Origin of the sequence: Fibrobacter sp. UWH6 (assembly GCF_900142465.1) — a bacterium.
Lineage (GTDB): Bacteria > Fibrobacterota > Fibrobacteria > Fibrobacterales > Fibrobacteraceae > Fibrobacter.
In genome coordinates this window covers 216,585-231,941 of the sequence record NZ_FRAX01000001.1, presented here as the reverse complement: position 1 = coordinate 231,941, position 15,357 = coordinate 216,585, and the positions used below count along the sequence as shown (strand labels likewise).

The window sequence follows — 15,357 nt, the reverse complement described above, 5'->3', positions numbered from 1 at the left end:
ACGAGGTGGACTAAGATTTCTTTTTCTTACGAGACCCCATTTCGCCAGCAAGCCCCTGTTTAAAGAAGGTCAACACAATCAAAAGAATGATGCCTACATAAATGGCGGCCTTTATCCAAAGGGAAGGAGCCCAGACCGTATTCAAGACAACGTAAGAAATAATCAGGAGCAGGATCCAGGCAATCTGAATCAACAGGTTCAGCCTAAAGGGCCAATATCCCATTTTGCGCAGGTACAGACACATCCAGACATTCTGCAGAATTTGATAGGCCATAGAAGAAATGGCGGCGCCAGCAATGCCAAAAATGGGAATACACATACGGTTCATGATCGTGGCAAACACCAGGGAAACCATATTCATGAAGAGCATAAAACGGCTCTTGCCCAAGGCGTTGATTACAGATCCGGTAAGGCCAAAGAAACCATTTATCAAGTTACCGATAATCAGGATGCCAAGTACGGCAACCGGGTTTTCGTCGGTCACAAAAGACTTTCCCGCAATCATCATGGTCTGCTCGGGGAACAGCACAATGAAAAAGCCAATGGTCAACTGGATCAAGGTCACCATGGAAACGCAATAGGAAAACACCGGCTTTAAGTCCGTGTCAAGGCGTTCCTTGGACATTCCCGCGACCACAGGTTGCAAAATAGGATCGTAACTACTGCGAACTGTCTTGAGGCCGTTAGAAATGGTAACCATCACCGCATAGACACCGGCGGCTTCAGGTCCAATCAAGGCCAGCACCATCCACAAGTCCATGCGCAAAAGGAAGGAAGCGACAATTTCTGTAACACCCAGGGGAATAGAAAACTTCAGAAGTTCCGACGGAATCTTATCCTTGATAAACCAGCGGATCTGGGTAAACTGTCTATTGATCAGGAAGATGTAGGTTATAACGCCAAACAGGTTAGAAACAAAGAATCCCAAGGGCAGGGCCAGCTTATCCTGGAATCCGGTAAAATGCAAAGCCAGGGCAATAACAGGAGCGAGAGTCGTTACAGCAAACTCATTGATAAAAATCTTGTATTGCGGACGACGGTTCCCTTCGGATGAAGCAGCAAACAAAAGCAAGGACGTGTAGGGAATGATAGAAAGAACATAAAGCGAGATTTCTGCCGACGAAAGCATGGCCAGGCCCGTGGTAATCCGCTGCAGGTCAAAGGCGGCACCACCCCACATGACCACAGAAATCACCAAGGCGAAGAAAAGCGTACGCCACAAGGATTCAATAATACCCTCATGCTCCGGACGACCGCAAACCTTGTTTTGCGGAATGTATCGCAGCATGCCTTTATCAAGGCCAATCACCGCAACACGACTAAGGCTCAAGATCAAAAGCTGAGTAGAAACATATATTCCGAATATTTCCTTACCAAAAACTCGTGCCACCACAATCGTGAGGACTGGAGCGGCAACCTTCAAGGCGGAACCGGCAAAGGTAAAAAGGGTACTTTTACGTAAAAATTTTTGATCAGTCTGTACAGAATTCATTTCGGAGGTACAAGATAGCTTTTTGAAGAGAAATTCCCAACGGAGCCAAAAAATTTACTACATTACGGGTCATGGTACAATTCAGTCAGACTTCGTGGCAAGAATACTCTCTCGCAAACCTGCTAGAGACACTTAGTTGCGCCCCTATGAAAGTGGCTGTAGGTACCACTCCTGTCATCTACTATACCCTTCCCGAGACTCTGGAAAAGGGTGATGTGGTCAAGTACACTATGATGGTGGGATTCAAGAAAATCACTTGGACCGGCCTCATCAGTGCCTTCAGCGACAACAAGTTAACGATTCGCCTGGGCAACGGTCCCTTCCGTGGTTTTACGGCAAAGCATGAGTTTGTCGCAGACGGAAGTCTGACCCGCTGTTTCGACAGTTTTGAATTCCAGGGTTTTATCGGCGGTCCCGAAGAAGTTTTTTCAGGTCTGATAAACAAGGCTAACCTTGTATATGCTGTTGCTAGCCGCAAGGAAGCCATCAGCATCAAGGCAGCCATCGTCGCCAAGAAGCAGACCCAGAGTTTCAGCGCACTAAATCAATCCTCTACCGCCGGTTAATACCGAAGATCGGGGTTCCCATGTACAAATCCCTTGAGCAGGCTCTGCTGGACTTAGAAAAGGCCGGCATGTTGAAGCGCATCCACCAGGAAGTGGACCCTAATCTAGAAATGGCAGAAATTGCCCGCCAGGTTTTTGAAAACAATGGTCCCGCCCTTCTTTTTGAGAAGGTCAAGGGAAGCCCTTTTAGAGCGGCCTGCAATATTTTCGGGACCCAGGAAAGATTGGACTTCCTATTCCGCAAAACCATAAAGGGAACCCAGACGGCAGTCCAGTTCAAATCTAACCCCGTCCAGTTCTTCAAGAACCCCAATCCGGTCAAATTGCTGAGAGCGGCCTGCACAGGCATTAATGCCCTCCCCCGCCGCAGCGGATCCATCAAGGATTTTGAAGAATGTACCCTGGCGGACCTTCCGCAAATCAAGAGCTGGCCTTTAGATGGCGGCGCCTTCATTACGTTACCGCAGGTAGCGACCCGCCCTAGCGAAAACGCAAGCGTCATGACCACCAATGTCGGCATGTACCGAATCCAGATTTCCGGAAACGAGTACGTTCCCAACGAAGAATGCGGCCTTCACTATCAAATCAAGCGCGACATCGCCAGACACCACCGGAATGCCATTGAAGAAAATCGCCCCCTTAAAGTCAGCATCTTTATAGGCGGCACTCCGGCGCAAACTGTAGCCGCAGTCATGCCCATGCCCGAAAACCTTTCTGAGCTGGTTTTTGCAGGGATGCTGGGAGGTAGACGTTTCCGGTATTTCATTCACGATGGTTACTTGATTTCTTCTGATGCCGACTTCTGCATTCTTGGCGAAATGGAACCGGAGCTGAAACCCGAGGGACCTTTCGGCGACCATATCGGATACTATTCCGACAAACATGATTTCCCCTGTCTTAAGGTAAAAAAAGTCCTTTGCAAGAAGAACGCCATCTACCCCTTTACCGTCGTAGGCAGGCCCCCCAAGGAAGACACTCTTTTCGGCAGCTTTATCCATCAGATAACAAAGCCTATGGTTCCCGCATCGATTCCGGGGCTTCACGCCATTCACGCTGTAGATGACGCCGGAGTTCATCCCCTTTGCCTAGCATTGGCCAGCGAACGATTCGTGCCCTACGCCAAGGAGCGGGAACCCATGGAGCTGCTGAAAACCGCCAACGCCATTTTAGGGTTCAACCAGGCAAGTCTCAGCAAATACCTTTTAATCGCCGCCAAGGAAGACAACGCCAACCTGAACGTCAACGATGTACCCGCCTTCTTTGCCCATGTGCTGGAGCGCCTGGATTTCAGCAGAGATCTGCATTTCCAGACCGCCACCACAATCGACACATTGGACTATACAGGAGGACGTTTAAACCACGGTTCCAAATTGATTATGGCTGCCGCCGGAGAAAAGCGTAGGAATCTTCGCCATGATATGCAGGACATAGAATTTCTGCAGTTACCGGATGCATTTACCAATTCACAAGGAAAGACGTCAAGAAATCTTATCAAGATGCCCATGGCAGGAGTTCTTATCATTCAAGCGCCTGCGTTTGACGAAAATGAAAGAGAAGCCATTTTCATGCAACTGGAATCCGCCCTGGACAAATGGGAGTTTAGAGAGAATTATCCCTGGATTTCAATTGTCGACCAGGTATCCGAAATCGACAACGAACGTCTGGATGGAAGCAAGCTACCCGACTTCTTGTGGTTAACGTTCACCCGTTCAGACCCGGCCCGTGATATATTCGGCCTACAAAGTTTCATACAAAATAAACATTGGGGTTGCCATGCGCCGATAATCGTAGACGCCCGAGTAAAACCTCATCACCAAAAAAGTCTGACGATTCCCAACGAAATAAAAAAACGTGCAGCTGAAATTCTTAAGCAGGAACTCTAACATGATTGCTAGATACATCGCAACACTTCTGTTTATTGCAATGGTGCTTTGTACATCTGCATATTCTCGTAGTGTCTGCGGAACAGAATTGATGATCAAAAATCGTCATGGTCAAAGCCTTGCAAAACCGTCTGTTCAATCAACATCAATTTCACTCTGCAACAGCGAAGACCTCTACGACAGCGTCTATACAAGAACGACAGACCACTTCCAGATTTTCTACACCCTTTCTGGCCCCCACAAAACAACAGCCGCCTTTGTAGATTACTTGGCGAGTTATGTGGAAGAAGCACGAAAATTTCACACCGAAAAAATGGGGATGCAACCCCCTCAAGGTATTTCAGAAACGCATCATTACCAGAAACCCGTAAAAGAGGGGCTCTATCCCGTTGAAATTTTGGACATTTCTCTTGTGAGAAATTCACATTCCGTTTTCGGGCAAATCTGTAATGAATGCTATGGAGCAACATATTCTCCCGAAGAAAATAACGAGAGCGAATTGATGATTGAAAACGATTTCCGTCATCAGCCTTCCCTCCAGGTTGCTTACGACACCATTTCAAAAGACAATCAAAGTTGCGTCTACCCCCGTCCCACCGTCGAGTTCGAAAACAAGGCTCACGGTTACTCCTATGCCGAACATTGGAAAGAAGGCATCCGGGTTACCGTCATTCATGAACTGTACCACGCCATACAACTCGGGTATCACCCTTTCACAAAGGAAACCTTTTGGTTCGAAGCATCAGCATCGGGAATCGAAGAAATCGCCAACCCCGATATCGATGATTACTTCAGCTACCTTTCCTCCATGTCAACCAAGGTAGGAACGCCACTTAACCAAATGGGCCAACCCTACGGCGCAGGCATTCTACTGATTTACCTCTATAATTTCGTCGACAAGAAAATTGACAAGGCCATATGGGAAAACTACAAGAAAAATCCCAACAAGCTTTTCCCCGAACAGCTCAAAGCGGTGATTGATCAAAAGAAACTTTCTGTAGATTCCTTGTTTCAGGACTTTGCGACAAGACTTTCTTTTGCAGGGAACCGCAGTACATTCATAGACTCCACGGAACTCATTTGCAAGGATGAACCCAGGTGGCCAGAATTCTCATACATCCAGTTAAAAACCAACGGCGACAACAAATCGGTAAAGCCCGCGATCAACGACCTAGCCTATAAATTTTACAGCAATGGCTCCCCCATTTTAGAAGATTTTCTGGGGCAGGTTTCTGCAGTCGCTTACCAGGGAAAGTCCGCTCAAATTGAGAATTTTAAGACAACCAACGATGCAGATCTATTCTACGCCCAAGCCTCGGCAAATTCAAGCATCGATTCTATCGCGTGGATCTTTAGCAATTTCAATAGTCAAGAGTACCTCCCCACCGTCCTCAAGGATTCTACCCTGCGAGCCTATCCTGTTCCCTGGCGAGAAGGTTATCTGTGCTTTACCCCGCTCCCCCACGACAAGCACTTCATAGAAATCCGCAATCGTCGCGGAAACCTGATTTCCCGAGAAAAATATGAAGGTTCAACACTCTGCCTCGAGGAATCCCGAGTGAGAGAGTCGATGGCTCCAGGAGTTTACCGCTTTAGAGTCGGAAACAGCGGGAAAACAAAGGATTTTATTATAATCTATTAATTAAAGCCAGCTAAAGATGCAGTCATCCTTTTCCAACTTGGGAAGGATAGACGAAGGCGCCAGCTTATCAGAATTCTTGAGCACAGCCTTGCAGGCTTCTGCAAACAGGGCATGCCCATTGTTGTAATGTTCATCAAGACGGCGGCGGGCATAGCCTTCCGCAGAATGATTGTGGATCATGAAAGCCCAGTCAGAAGACTGGAACAGCATCAGTTCACGTTCCATCTGCTTGATATAACGGCTCATCAATTTGCCGTTCTTCTTACCAAGGGCACCCATTCGTTCCTGAATAGATTTCAAATGCTGAATCATGGCGCGAAGACGATAGGACTGCGGATAATACTGATCCGTTTCGCCGTTAATCCATACGGAACCAAAGCCTCCTTCACCCCAGCTAGAAAAAGCCGGTTCATGAACTTCGGGATCTGCAGACGAAGTCATCACCTGATCAGCACCAGCAAACTCAATCACATTAGACGAGGCGGCACGTTCCAGCATCGCTTCAAGGAACAAGGGACCTTCAAACCACCAATGGCCAAAAAGTTCAGCATCGTAGGGGCAAAGCATGCAAGCCTTATTTCCTTCCATGTTCACCAGCAACTCAGAAATTGTGGCTTCGCGATTAACTACGAAAAGGTGGGCGTGATCGCGAGCCAGACACATGGCATTCCAAGGCCTATAAAGTTCCTTGTTTTCGGAACCCGTAATTCGATTGTACTTAAAACCGGAATCAATGGGTGTTTCACCGGCAAAGAAATAATCCCCGAGATAATCCTTCGGACGTTCCTGAGCGATATCCTTAAAAAATTCGCGGTATTCAGGATGCCCCGGATAACCAGTTCGGCGACTCCACACTTCCATGGAGCTCTTCTGCTCGCGGCCCATACAATACAGGCCCTGAGTGGTTTTAAGCGGAGTAAAAACGCCATACTTAGGAGGCGGAGAAGCAAGCAGGGCACCGTGAGTTTCCAGGAAGAAATAGCGGATACCGAATTCAGCCAGGTACTTATCCAGTCCCGGGAAATAACCACATTCCGGAAGCCATACACCCTGCGGCTTACGGCCAAAGGCCCTTTCAAAACATCTAACAGAAACATCTAACTGTAGACGAATCGATTCAGGATCGCTCTGGTATGCCGGCAGGAACGGATGCGTTCCTACGCAGGTCAGCAAATTCAGTTTGCCCGCATTTTCCAGTTCAAGAAATTCACCCAGCAAGTTACGGTTAATACGGCGTTCCCACGTATCAATCAAAGTTTTCTGACGTTCCATATAGAACTTCGACAACGATTCCTGGGGTTTACCTTCGTTAAGGCGAACTTCTTTCTGAATGAGTTCCAACTGCTTGTTGAGATGTTCCGAAAACTTATCTATGAGACGTTCATTGGAAAGCATCTCGATCAGCGGTGCCGAAACACTCAAGTTCAAAGTCCCGGGAACCCCCTTTTCCAGAAGACGACGCATAGCCTGAACCAATGGCAGATACGTTTCTGCCATAGCTTCAAAAAGCCAGTTTTCTTCAAAAAAACGATCGTATTCAGGATGATGCACGTAGGGCAAATGAGCGTGCATCAAGAAGAGGATTTTACCAGGAGCAGACATAGACAAGTACGAGTTATAAGTTATGAATTACGAGATCTTATAAGGCGGCTAAACCACCGTTACAAATCTCATAATTCGTACTTCTTAATTCATAATTAAGCCGCAGGCTTACTCCGTGCGCTTTACAACGATAGGAACGATTGTAGTGGGGAAATCGCCATCCTTATCGGTAGCAAAGACAGGAATAACCTTGGTCACATCGGGCAGGTCTTCTTCAAAGCTGAAGGTTCCATCCGGATTCAGGGGGAAGTCTTCGCCGCGAACCTGGAGATGGGCGTCGGGACGAGTGCCACCGTAAACGATGAGACGAGTCTTTACCCACAGGAAGAAATCCTTACCGTAGCTAACGGAATCCTTAGGAGCGGCAATGGAAAGAGAACCGTTGCTCTGGAGGGCAGCACTGGAAAGTGCGCCAGAGAACATGGATTCAGAGGAGCTACCAAAGTTTTCGCTCAAGGACTTGAGCCAGGATTCAGCAGTCTGGCTAGAGAAGCCGGAACTCATGAAGTTGCCCAGAGTATTGCCGCCCAGGGAAGCCTTGGCAAAAGCATCATCAGAAGCGGGAGCTGCTGCAGACTTGTCGAAAGTCATGACCGGAGCAGATTCCACGATAGGCATAAAGTTGTTGCCCTGAACAGCGCCAAGAACGGCGACGCAGGACTTGTTGGACGGATTTTCCACGTACCAGCTGCGAGCATCAGCAGGAACTTCGATATCGCGGAACTTGCGCTTCTTGCTACGCTGGACAGTCAGGTCGGAAGCAATGTCGAACAAACGGAGGACCAGCTTTCTCTTGCCCTTCTTGGCCTGCTTGATACGGTTTTCGGAAACTTCCCAGAAGGCATGCATCCAGTTAGGATCCTTCTGCATGAGAACCAGGTATTCAGCGTCAAAGGACTGAGCCATGGAAGCAACGTCAGCAGACTTTTCAGAAGCGTTTTCAACTTCTGCAGAAGCGGCCTTGGCCTTTACACTTTCTGCGGCAGCCTTAGTTGCCTTAGCAGTCTTTGCAGTGGCCTTAGTAGTCTTTGCAGCGGTCTTGGCGGTTGCAGCCTTGGTAGTCTTGGTAGCCTTTTCAGTCTTTTCAGTCTTTTCTGCCTTAACGGAAGCCTTAACAGCCTTCACCTTAGTTGCAGCAGCCTTTGCCACCTTGGAAACCTTTGCCACGACCTTTTCAGCCTTGGCTTCAGCTTCCTTCAGGGTATCGACGGTAGCCTTGGAGGCAGCCTTTTCCCCTGCAGCCTTCTTGGTCGTACGAGTTTTCTTAACTACTTCAGCAGTCTTTTCAGCAACGCTCTTCACAGCGCTCTTGATCTTAGACTTTACTTCTGTTTCTTTCTTAATTGCCATTTTCGGCCTCCTTCATAAACACTTCTATCTGCGAGTCTGACCCCAGTTTCCAATACCGGTCAATCCAATTCGAATGGCAAAGAACGTTTCGTCCCATTCGTTATTGGAGTCAGCAAATCGCATGCCACCCTGGAACGCCAAATCTAAAGTCGTTCCCTTGCGGCCCAGGGGGAAACCTGCTCCCAGAGAGCCCCCTGCTTCATAAACATCCTTAATGTACCAGCTCTTGTACCATGCACCTACACGATAATTGATACGTGTCCAATACGGGTCATAGAACAAGGGACTTCCATCACACTGATAACCTACCGATGCCATAAAATCACTCTGGGTATCGGTAACCTTAGTCATGTCCCAACCGCCAGCAAGATTTTCAATTTCGCTATCCCAGGCGCGCCACTGCAGGTCGAACATGACATTGTGGCGCTTGTTCAGACGGTAGTTGATACCCGTGGCAAACATAGCCGGCACGTCAATTTCGCGAGTATAATGGGTGGTTGCCAAAGTGTCGTTTTCATTGAATCTGAAATCATATTCCAATGCATTCGACAAAGTGTAACCGGTCGTATAAGAGAAGAAATAGGATGCGACACGACCACGATACTGCAATGCCATCGTGTAATAGGCCGGATGATCCTTAAGTTCCCAGGAGCCTTCGACATAGTCAGTCAGGGTATAACCACGAGCACCCCAGACATCCTTCTTTTCGAGGTCACCTGTATCGGTGTTCAAGGTTAGACTGCGAGAGTTGCTACCCATAACAAAGTGAGCGGATCCACCAAGAGAAATAGATCTCAGGAAAGGCAGTCTAAGAGCATAAGTGGGAACCAGCTCATACACGCTACCCTTGTACTCGATCTTCGCGGTGTTTTTATCATCATCCGTATATTCTTCATTCATCGTGGCGGCATAGTGCTGCCACAAAGAAAGGCCCATTGCGCCAAAGCCTCCCATGGGGAAAGACAAATTGAACGAGGGCATAGAAAGATTTCTGCCGATGTAGCTGGCACCGTCGTTACTTGCGGCATCCATTTCCAGGAGGAAGTTCAAGTTGAAGACAACCTTGGTATCGAAAGCAAGGCGGGCCGGGTTCACCACAGAAAGGCCTTCGGCGTCACCCGTTTTGGCATTGCCGGCAAAACCACGACCAGCAGCGGAGGCTGTTCCTCCCATAACCTGTTCTTCGCCCAGGGCATCCATACCGATCATGGAACCAAAGGACAGTCCTGTCAAAACGCAAAGTGTACTAATAAGCTTTTTCATTATTCATCCCCCCGCTTAGTAGCCAACCAAAGTTTCAGCGTTGCAGGACTCTTCATAGAAGTTCCAAAATCGTAGCGGGCGTAATCCATGTAAGGCAGATACCTGAAGGAAGTATCCTTTGTAGTCTTGTTGTAGTAATCCAGGTAAGTGGGATCCTTTTCCTGCAGGAACGGATAACCCATACGAATCATCATCTTGAGCGTTCTGCCATCGCTGGCCTTATTGATGAAATCACGAACGCCATAGGAAATCTGCAAGGTCAAGGAATCCCCTTCGTGGAAAATCAAGTTCTGGTGACCACGGTCCTTGATGGTTGCAGAATCCAGACGGTATTCTTCCATTCGACGAACCTGGCCGTCTGCACTATCCACATAGGAGCCAACCACAACCTGAATAGGAAGTCCTAGTTCACTGCTCCCCTTGGAGTCATCACGGGCGAACGTCATACGGGCAAGAATAACAGCTTGACGGACGTCGTTGCTGTCCCCCGTCACAAACGGGAACTCGTCACCATAAAATTCAGACAGTGCCTTGAGAATTTCTGTAGAGGGGTATTCCACCACCAACGAGTCAAAAACACCGCCATGCAGCACAAGGGCATCCTCATCTTCCAGGTTAGAAATCAGAGAAGCCATTCGGAAGGGATAGAAATCCTTGTATGCAGAATCAGACAAGGTCCTTATACGCCAAATCGGAGCATGCTTAGAGGAGCTTGCACCGTAGAAACGATAGATTCTGGAAGCTTCCGGTGCAGAAAGACGGAGCTGCAAGCGGCAGGCAGGGCCGACCTTCTTCAGACGTTCCACAAGGGCAATCGGCAGGTCGATCTTCAACACGGTATCCTTCTTGCCCAAAGAAATGGAATAAGTCGTGTCGACGGTAGTATCGGCATTCCAGCTGGCCAGGTTTTCGTACCATACGGAAGCAGAGACTCCACCGATGCTGTCCACAAACTTTTCAGAAGAACCCTTGTGCAGAATCCAGCTGACATCAAGGTTCAATTTTTCCTTCAGCGGCAGGGAATCCTTCGGGAAATTCTTGTTGTTGTAGAATTCAAGCAAGGGATACAGCGCAATAAAGGAAGCTGCAGAATCCGACTTATACAAATCAGCAAAGAATTCCTTGTTGTGGAAAGCGAAATCAAAAACCAGATCATGAACCAGGTTAGACTGTTTTCCCAGAACGCCATAAGTATTGGCTGAATGGGCAGAAGTATCCAAAAAAGTTTCGAAAGCCACCGGGGACAGGCCATCAACGCTCAAAGTCTTGACCTTATAGGAAGAAGGCATTCCGTGGTCAGACAACCAGCTATTCAACCCATTATCGTCAGATTCAAAAAGGCAGGACGTCAAGACAAGGGCAAGAACACCCAACAATCCGCTAACAAAAATGCTTTTTCTCTTTTTCACTCGGAACTCCGAATACAATCTATATAACATCGGTTATTAAAACTTCGTGACCAAATATAGCAAGTTTAGGGTAAGCAAATAAGAACATCTAACGATACAAGGCACCCATAAAGGGGCTACATCCTGTACGCAGCACCAAATATTTGTTAAATTTGCATACGTTAAAATTTAGAGGAAATTATGACTCAGTTCAACGCTCATTTTAGAAACATCAACGGCGACGATACCTACCCGGTAACCGACGTTATTTACCGTTCCAAAGTCGACAACAGCCTGCTGGAAGTGGAACACGACCGCAAGGCCCTGGCAGAACGCAGCCCCGAAGAATGGAAGAAGCTGTTTGCCGAACGCCGCATGAGCTTTGAACCGGCCGACCAGAGTGGTATCTGGAGCAAGCGCGAAATGGTTCTCCCCGATATGCCGGTGGAAGACATCGTCACCATGCGCGAAGGTTGGAGCCCGCTGTTCGACGCCGCTCCCATCGCCAAGGAACTGGGCATCAAGAGCCTGAAGGTCAAGCTTTGCGGCAACTCCCACACCGGTTCCTTCAAGGACCTGGGCATGACCGTTCTGGTAAGCCAGGTGAACCACATCATCAAGAAGAACATTCACCCGATTGACGCCGTCGCTTGCGCTTCTACCGGTGATACTTCTGCAGCCCTTTCCGCTTACTGCGCCAAGGCAGGCATTCCCTCTATCGTGTTCCTGCCCGCAGGCAAGACTAGCGTCGCCCAGCTGATCCAGCCCATCTCTAACGGTAGCATCGTTCTCGCCTTGGACACCGACTTCGACGGTTGCATGAAGATCGTTCAGGAAGTCACCAAGGACAATCGCATTTACCTCGCCAACTCCATGAACAGCCTCCGCGTGGAAGGTCAGAAGACCATCTCTCCGGAAATCTGCCAGGAACTTGGTTGGAAGGTTCCCGACACCGTGATTATTCCGGGCGGCAACCTGGGTAACGTTTCCGCTCTCGCCAAGGGTTTCGAAGACTGCAAGGCTATGGGCCTCATCGACCGCATTCCTCGCATCATCGTGGCTCAGGCAGAAAACGCCAATCCGTTCTACCAGGCATACGAACGCGGCTTCGACCAGCTGGTTCCCATGCAGGCTAAGAAGACTCTCGCTTCCGCAATCCAGATCGGTAACCCGGTCAGCTACCCCAAGGCAGTCCGCGCAATCCAGAGTACTAACGGCATGGTCGTTAGCGTTAACGAAGAAGAATTGGCAAACGCAGCACACCGCGGCGACCGCATCGGTCTCTACTGCTGCCCGCACACCGGTGTTGCTCTCGGTGCCCTGGAAAAACTCTGCGCTGCAGGCAAGATCGACAAGGACGAAGACGTTGTTGTCATCAGCACCGCTCACGGCCTGAAATTCACCGAATTCAAGGTGGGCTACCACGAACAGAAGCTGGAAGGCATCTGCAGCAAGTACGCAAACCCCATCTTCAAGGCTCCCGCCGAAATCGGCCCCGTCATGGATATCCTGAAGAAAGAGATGGCTGCAAGAAAACGTTAGTTTTCGGGAGCCATTGGCGCGGTCGAAGGTCGCGCAAATGCTTTTAAGAAAGCGCTAATTTTTCGCGGACCGGTTCCGCGCAACACAATAAAATTGAAGAAGCCTCGGAGAAAATCCGGGGCTTTTCTATCTAAAGACGTTGCAAAAAGACCGCACTATAGATGAATCAAAATGCCACCATTAAATTCATTCCACCACCAGCATGAGCAAAGTCTATGGTAGGAACAATACTGACACTAACTGCATTAGGATTTCCGGCAGCCCTACGACGCTTGTAGGCATTTTCAGATTTCAAATACTCATCAAGTTGTCTAGCATGAGCACGATGTTCATTCAAGTAATAGATATTATACCCTAAAATCGGGCCACCAACAAGCAACAGCGGAACAGAAGCAACCAAAGATACCAAAAACATTCTGGCCATAGCGGGCTTCGGGAATTTCGTTCAAAACCAGCTGACGATAAATTTCCGTACTATCAATGCTCCAGTCCATTGGCGAGAGTTCCAACAACTGTTCATCCGTCAAAGTGTCTTTTGCGGAGGGATAAACAGACGGTCCATTCTTCCCAACCGCATTCTGCTCATGAGCAAAAACCAACGAAACAAAAAGAAAAGCGAACAAAAAAACTCGCATAATGATCCTCCTATACGCACCCAAAATACATTCATTTCCAGAAAAACACAAAAACGAGTGCAATGTTAAAAAATTTCCCAATATACGTACCAGCCGAGTGTCGCGGGAGGTCGCTTGCGGACTCACCGAGGCGAAGAACAAGCTTGTTTTGGAGGGGTTCGGCCATTTGGGCCCTTAGTCTTGTTAAAGACTAACCCGCAAGGCGAGCGAAGCGAAAATGAGCTTGCTCATTTTCATTTCCGAGCCGAGGGTTAGCTTTTTTGATGGGGCTACAAGCCCCATCAAAAAAGAAAGGGCTCCCTAACGGGAACCCTTTCCTAAGAAGGAGAAAATATGAGCGGAATCCGGAACCTTGAACTTACCAGGAGGGGAGCAATGATAGAGTTGTTTGAGGATTTACCCTTCTCCCGTTCACGATTCTAAATATACCATTCTTTATGCAGTAGAGAACTACCAATTATCTTACTTTTAATTACATAAAATTATTAAGAATAAGCATATTTTTTCAGTCATCTTTACTGCAATAAAAAATAAGCCGTTTCCAACAAACTAGTCGTACACGGCTTATTTTAAGAATCGTTTACGCTACAGGATTATTCTTCGCGGAAAATAATCTTGCACTTCGGAACAAAGCGGAAACCGCCGCGGCGATGACGTTCAATTTCGAAGAACTTCTTAACGCCTTCAGTCGGCTTATCCGGATCATCAGAACCGTTAATGTGAGCAATCACGCGGTTCAGACGGCTTTCAAAGTTGGGGCGCAGCGGATCCATGCAGATTGCCGGATCTCGCTTGAATTCACGGTTTTCGTATTCTTCACGACCGGTAGCAGTATATTCGCGAAGCAAGTTGCGGAGGATTCGAGCAGGAACGTTACGCATCAAGTGCTTGCTGTTCACAGAAATGGAATCATCGCTCTTGTAGTAGATAATGGTCACGGAGTCGTTCATGGCTTCCAGGAGCTGTTCCTGAGCGCGCTGGATGGGCTGCCAGGAATCAAATTCCTGCTTAACAACAGCGCTCATCAGCTTGTTGAAAGGCTCCGGTGCAACAACGTTTGCCTTATAGTCAAGGAAGACCACACTTGCCGGACAGCCGTAGTAGCAGTCCTTGTGGATCAGTACAGCACCAGTCTTTTCGTCCACCACGTCTTCGATAGCCTTGATACAAGCCATCTTAGTTTCGGCTTCGACTTCCCATTCCAGTCCGTACTCGGACAGGCAGTCGCCAAAGGTCATGTACTTACCGACCTTGATACCAGAAACGTAGATAAAGCCATCATCGCGCATTTCTGCGGTGGCACGGTTTTCAAGAGCTTCAATGAAGGAGGTCTGTGCAGCCTTGAACTCAATGTGTTCGTAAGCCGGAGTGTTCAGGAGGATGGGGCCAATCTGGACGAGGCCGATAAACCAGCGCATGGGGTTGGTCACCAGAACACCCGGAGAGTCAAAGCGGAAGGAGAAGTATTCCTTGCGGTTGCCATCAACGAGTTCACGACGCAGGAACTTTGATTCGTTCAAAAGCGGATAACGCTTGGGAATGATGTCGAGGCAGAGCTGACGGACATCTTCGGTAGCGTAGAACTGGGAAACGTACGGGAGGTAGGAACGGAGCACGCTACGAGCCGGAACAGCTTCGAAGGCGGCGCAGCGGTCGATGATGCGCTGAACGAAGGTATCCGGATTTTCACCACGTTCGTACAGCCAGCTCACCACATTGTTCATAACCAGGCGATGTGCACTTTCATCTACGAAGGAATCTTCAAAGTAGATGTCATTAAGCATCTTCACGTTAAAGCGAGAGTCCCGCTTAACGAGCGTAAGAATATCCTTCACAGGATAGGAAATCAACAGTTCGATATGAGTAAACTGCAAAAATAGATTTGAAAGCACTTTTAACCTCACTCCAGTGGTTTCTTTCGACTAGATGCACAAAATTCCAGTTGGTTCCACTAAATTAGCAAAAAAAACAAGATTCATCACACAAATGGCTAT

The 15,357-nt window shown here is 48.3% G+C and carries 11 protein-coding genes; 4 read left to right on the top strand and 7 right to left on the bottom strand.

The window, feature by feature from the left end; all coding sequences use genetic code 11:
• Positions 1–10: 10 nt before the first annotated feature.
• Positions 11–1,492, bottom strand: coding sequence for an oligosaccharide flippase family protein (locus tag BUB73_RS00980; RefSeq protein WP_073282969.1), 1,482 nt, complete (start codon positions 1,490–1,492; stop codon positions 11–13).
• Positions 1,493–1,638: 146 nt separating this feature from the next.
• On the opposite strand from BUB73_RS00980, the gene BUB73_RS00975 reads away from it, so the two are divergent.
• The 3 genes from BUB73_RS00975 to BUB73_RS00965 are packed head-to-tail and all read left to right on the top strand — an operon-like array spanning position 1,639 to position 5,583.
• Complete coding sequence (locus tag BUB73_RS00975) at positions 1,639–2,058, top strand: SRPBCC family protein (protein WP_073156014.1); 420 nt, start codon at positions 1,639–1,641, stop codon at positions 2,056–2,058.
• Between the two features lie 20 nt (positions 2,059–2,078).
• Entirely contained in the window at positions 2,079–3,941 is a 1,863-nt protein-coding gene (locus BUB73_RS00970; protein WP_073282966.1) for a UbiD family decarboxylase, read from the top strand.
• Position 3,942: 1 nt separating this feature from the next.
• Positions 3,943–5,583 carry a hypothetical protein gene (locus tag BUB73_RS00965; RefSeq protein ID WP_073282963.1) on the top strand — a complete coding sequence of 547 codons (1,641 nt, stop codon included), beginning with the start codon at positions 3,943–3,945 and terminating at the stop codon, positions 5,581–5,583.
• Here BUB73_RS00965 and BUB73_RS00960 read toward each other — a convergent pair whose 3' ends face one another.
• The 4 genes from BUB73_RS00960 to BUB73_RS00945 form a co-directional block, all read right to left on the bottom strand.
• The gene (locus BUB73_RS00960) at positions 5,584–7,185 is read right to left on the bottom strand and encodes a glycoside hydrolase family 57 protein (RefSeq protein ID WP_073283157.1); all 1,602 of its coding nucleotides are present in this window, start codon (positions 7,183–7,185) and stop codon (positions 5,584–5,586) included.
• Between the two features lie 108 nt (positions 7,186–7,293).
• Positions 7,294–8,535: a DUF4912 domain-containing protein gene (locus BUB73_RS00955; RefSeq protein WP_073234113.1), complete on the bottom strand. Its 1,242-nt coding sequence runs from the start codon at positions 8,533–8,535 to the stop codon at positions 7,294–7,296.
• A 24-nt stretch (positions 8,536–8,559) separates the two neighbouring features.
• A complete protein-coding gene (locus tag BUB73_RS00950; RefSeq protein WP_073282961.1) occupies positions 8,560–9,798 on the bottom strand; it encodes a porin family protein in 1,239 nt (412 codons plus the stop codon).
• The gene (locus tag BUB73_RS00945) at positions 9,798–11,207 is read right to left on the bottom strand and encodes a hypothetical protein (protein WP_073156001.1); all 1,410 of its coding nucleotides are present in this window, start codon (positions 11,205–11,207) and stop codon (positions 9,798–9,800) included. The genes BUB73_RS00950 and BUB73_RS00945 overlap by 1 nt, the downstream gene beginning before the upstream one ends.
• Before the next feature lie 180 nt (positions 11,208–11,387).
• Here BUB73_RS00945 and thrC point away from each other — a divergent pair, with 180 nt between their 5' ends.
• Positions 11,388–12,728, top strand: coding sequence for a threonine synthase (thrC, locus tag BUB73_RS00940; protein WP_073282958.1), 1,341 nt, complete (start codon positions 11,388–11,390; stop codon positions 12,726–12,728).
• A 166-nt stretch (positions 12,729–12,894) separates the two neighbouring features.
• Here thrC and BUB73_RS17130 read toward each other — a convergent pair whose 3' ends face one another.
• Together BUB73_RS17130 and BUB73_RS00930 are read right to left on the bottom strand one after the other, a co-directional pair.
• Positions 12,895–13,152 carry a hypothetical protein gene (locus tag BUB73_RS17130; protein ID WP_139258150.1) on the bottom strand — a complete coding sequence of 86 codons (258 nt, stop codon included), beginning with the start codon at positions 13,150–13,152 and terminating at the stop codon, positions 12,895–12,897.
• A gap of 804 nt (positions 13,153–13,956) precedes the next feature.
• Positions 13,957–15,255: a hypothetical protein gene (locus BUB73_RS00930; RefSeq protein ID WP_073282953.1), complete on the bottom strand. Its 1,299-nt coding sequence runs from the start codon at positions 15,253–15,255 to the stop codon at positions 13,957–13,959.
• Positions 15,256–15,357: the final 102 nt, after the last annotated feature.

Coding starts and splice junctions, on each gene's coding strand:
- BUB73_RS00980 (WP_073282969.1), bottom strand. CDS start 1,492: ATGAATTCTGTACAGACTGATCAAAAATTTTTACGTAAAAGTACCCTT.
- BUB73_RS00975 (WP_073156014.1), top strand. CDS start 1,639: ATGAAAGTGGCTGTAGGTACCACTCCTGTCATCTACTATACCCTTCCC.
- BUB73_RS00970 (WP_073282966.1), top strand. CDS start 2,079: ATGTACAAATCCCTTGAGCAGGCTCTGCTGGACTTAGAAAAGGCCGGC.
- BUB73_RS00965 (WP_073282963.1), top strand. CDS start 3,943: ATGATTGCTAGATACATCGCAACACTTCTGTTTATTGCAATGGTGCTT.
- BUB73_RS00960 (WP_073283157.1), bottom strand. CDS start 7,185: ATGTCTGCTCCTGGTAAAATCCTCTTCTTGATGCACGCTCATTTGCCC.
- BUB73_RS00955 (WP_073234113.1), bottom strand. CDS start 8,535: ATGGCAATTAAGAAAGAAACAGAAGTAAAGTCTAAGATCAAGAGCGCT.
- BUB73_RS00950 (WP_073282961.1), bottom strand. CDS start 9,798: ATGAAAAAGCTTATTAGTACACTTTGCGTTTTGACAGGACTGTCCTTT.
- thrC (WP_073282958.1), top strand. CDS start 11,388: ATGACTCAGTTCAACGCTCATTTTAGAAACATCAACGGCGACGATACC.
- BUB73_RS17130 (WP_139258150.1), bottom strand. CDS start 13,152: ATGGCCAGAATGTTTTTGGTATCTTTGGTTGCTTCTGTTCCGCTGTTG.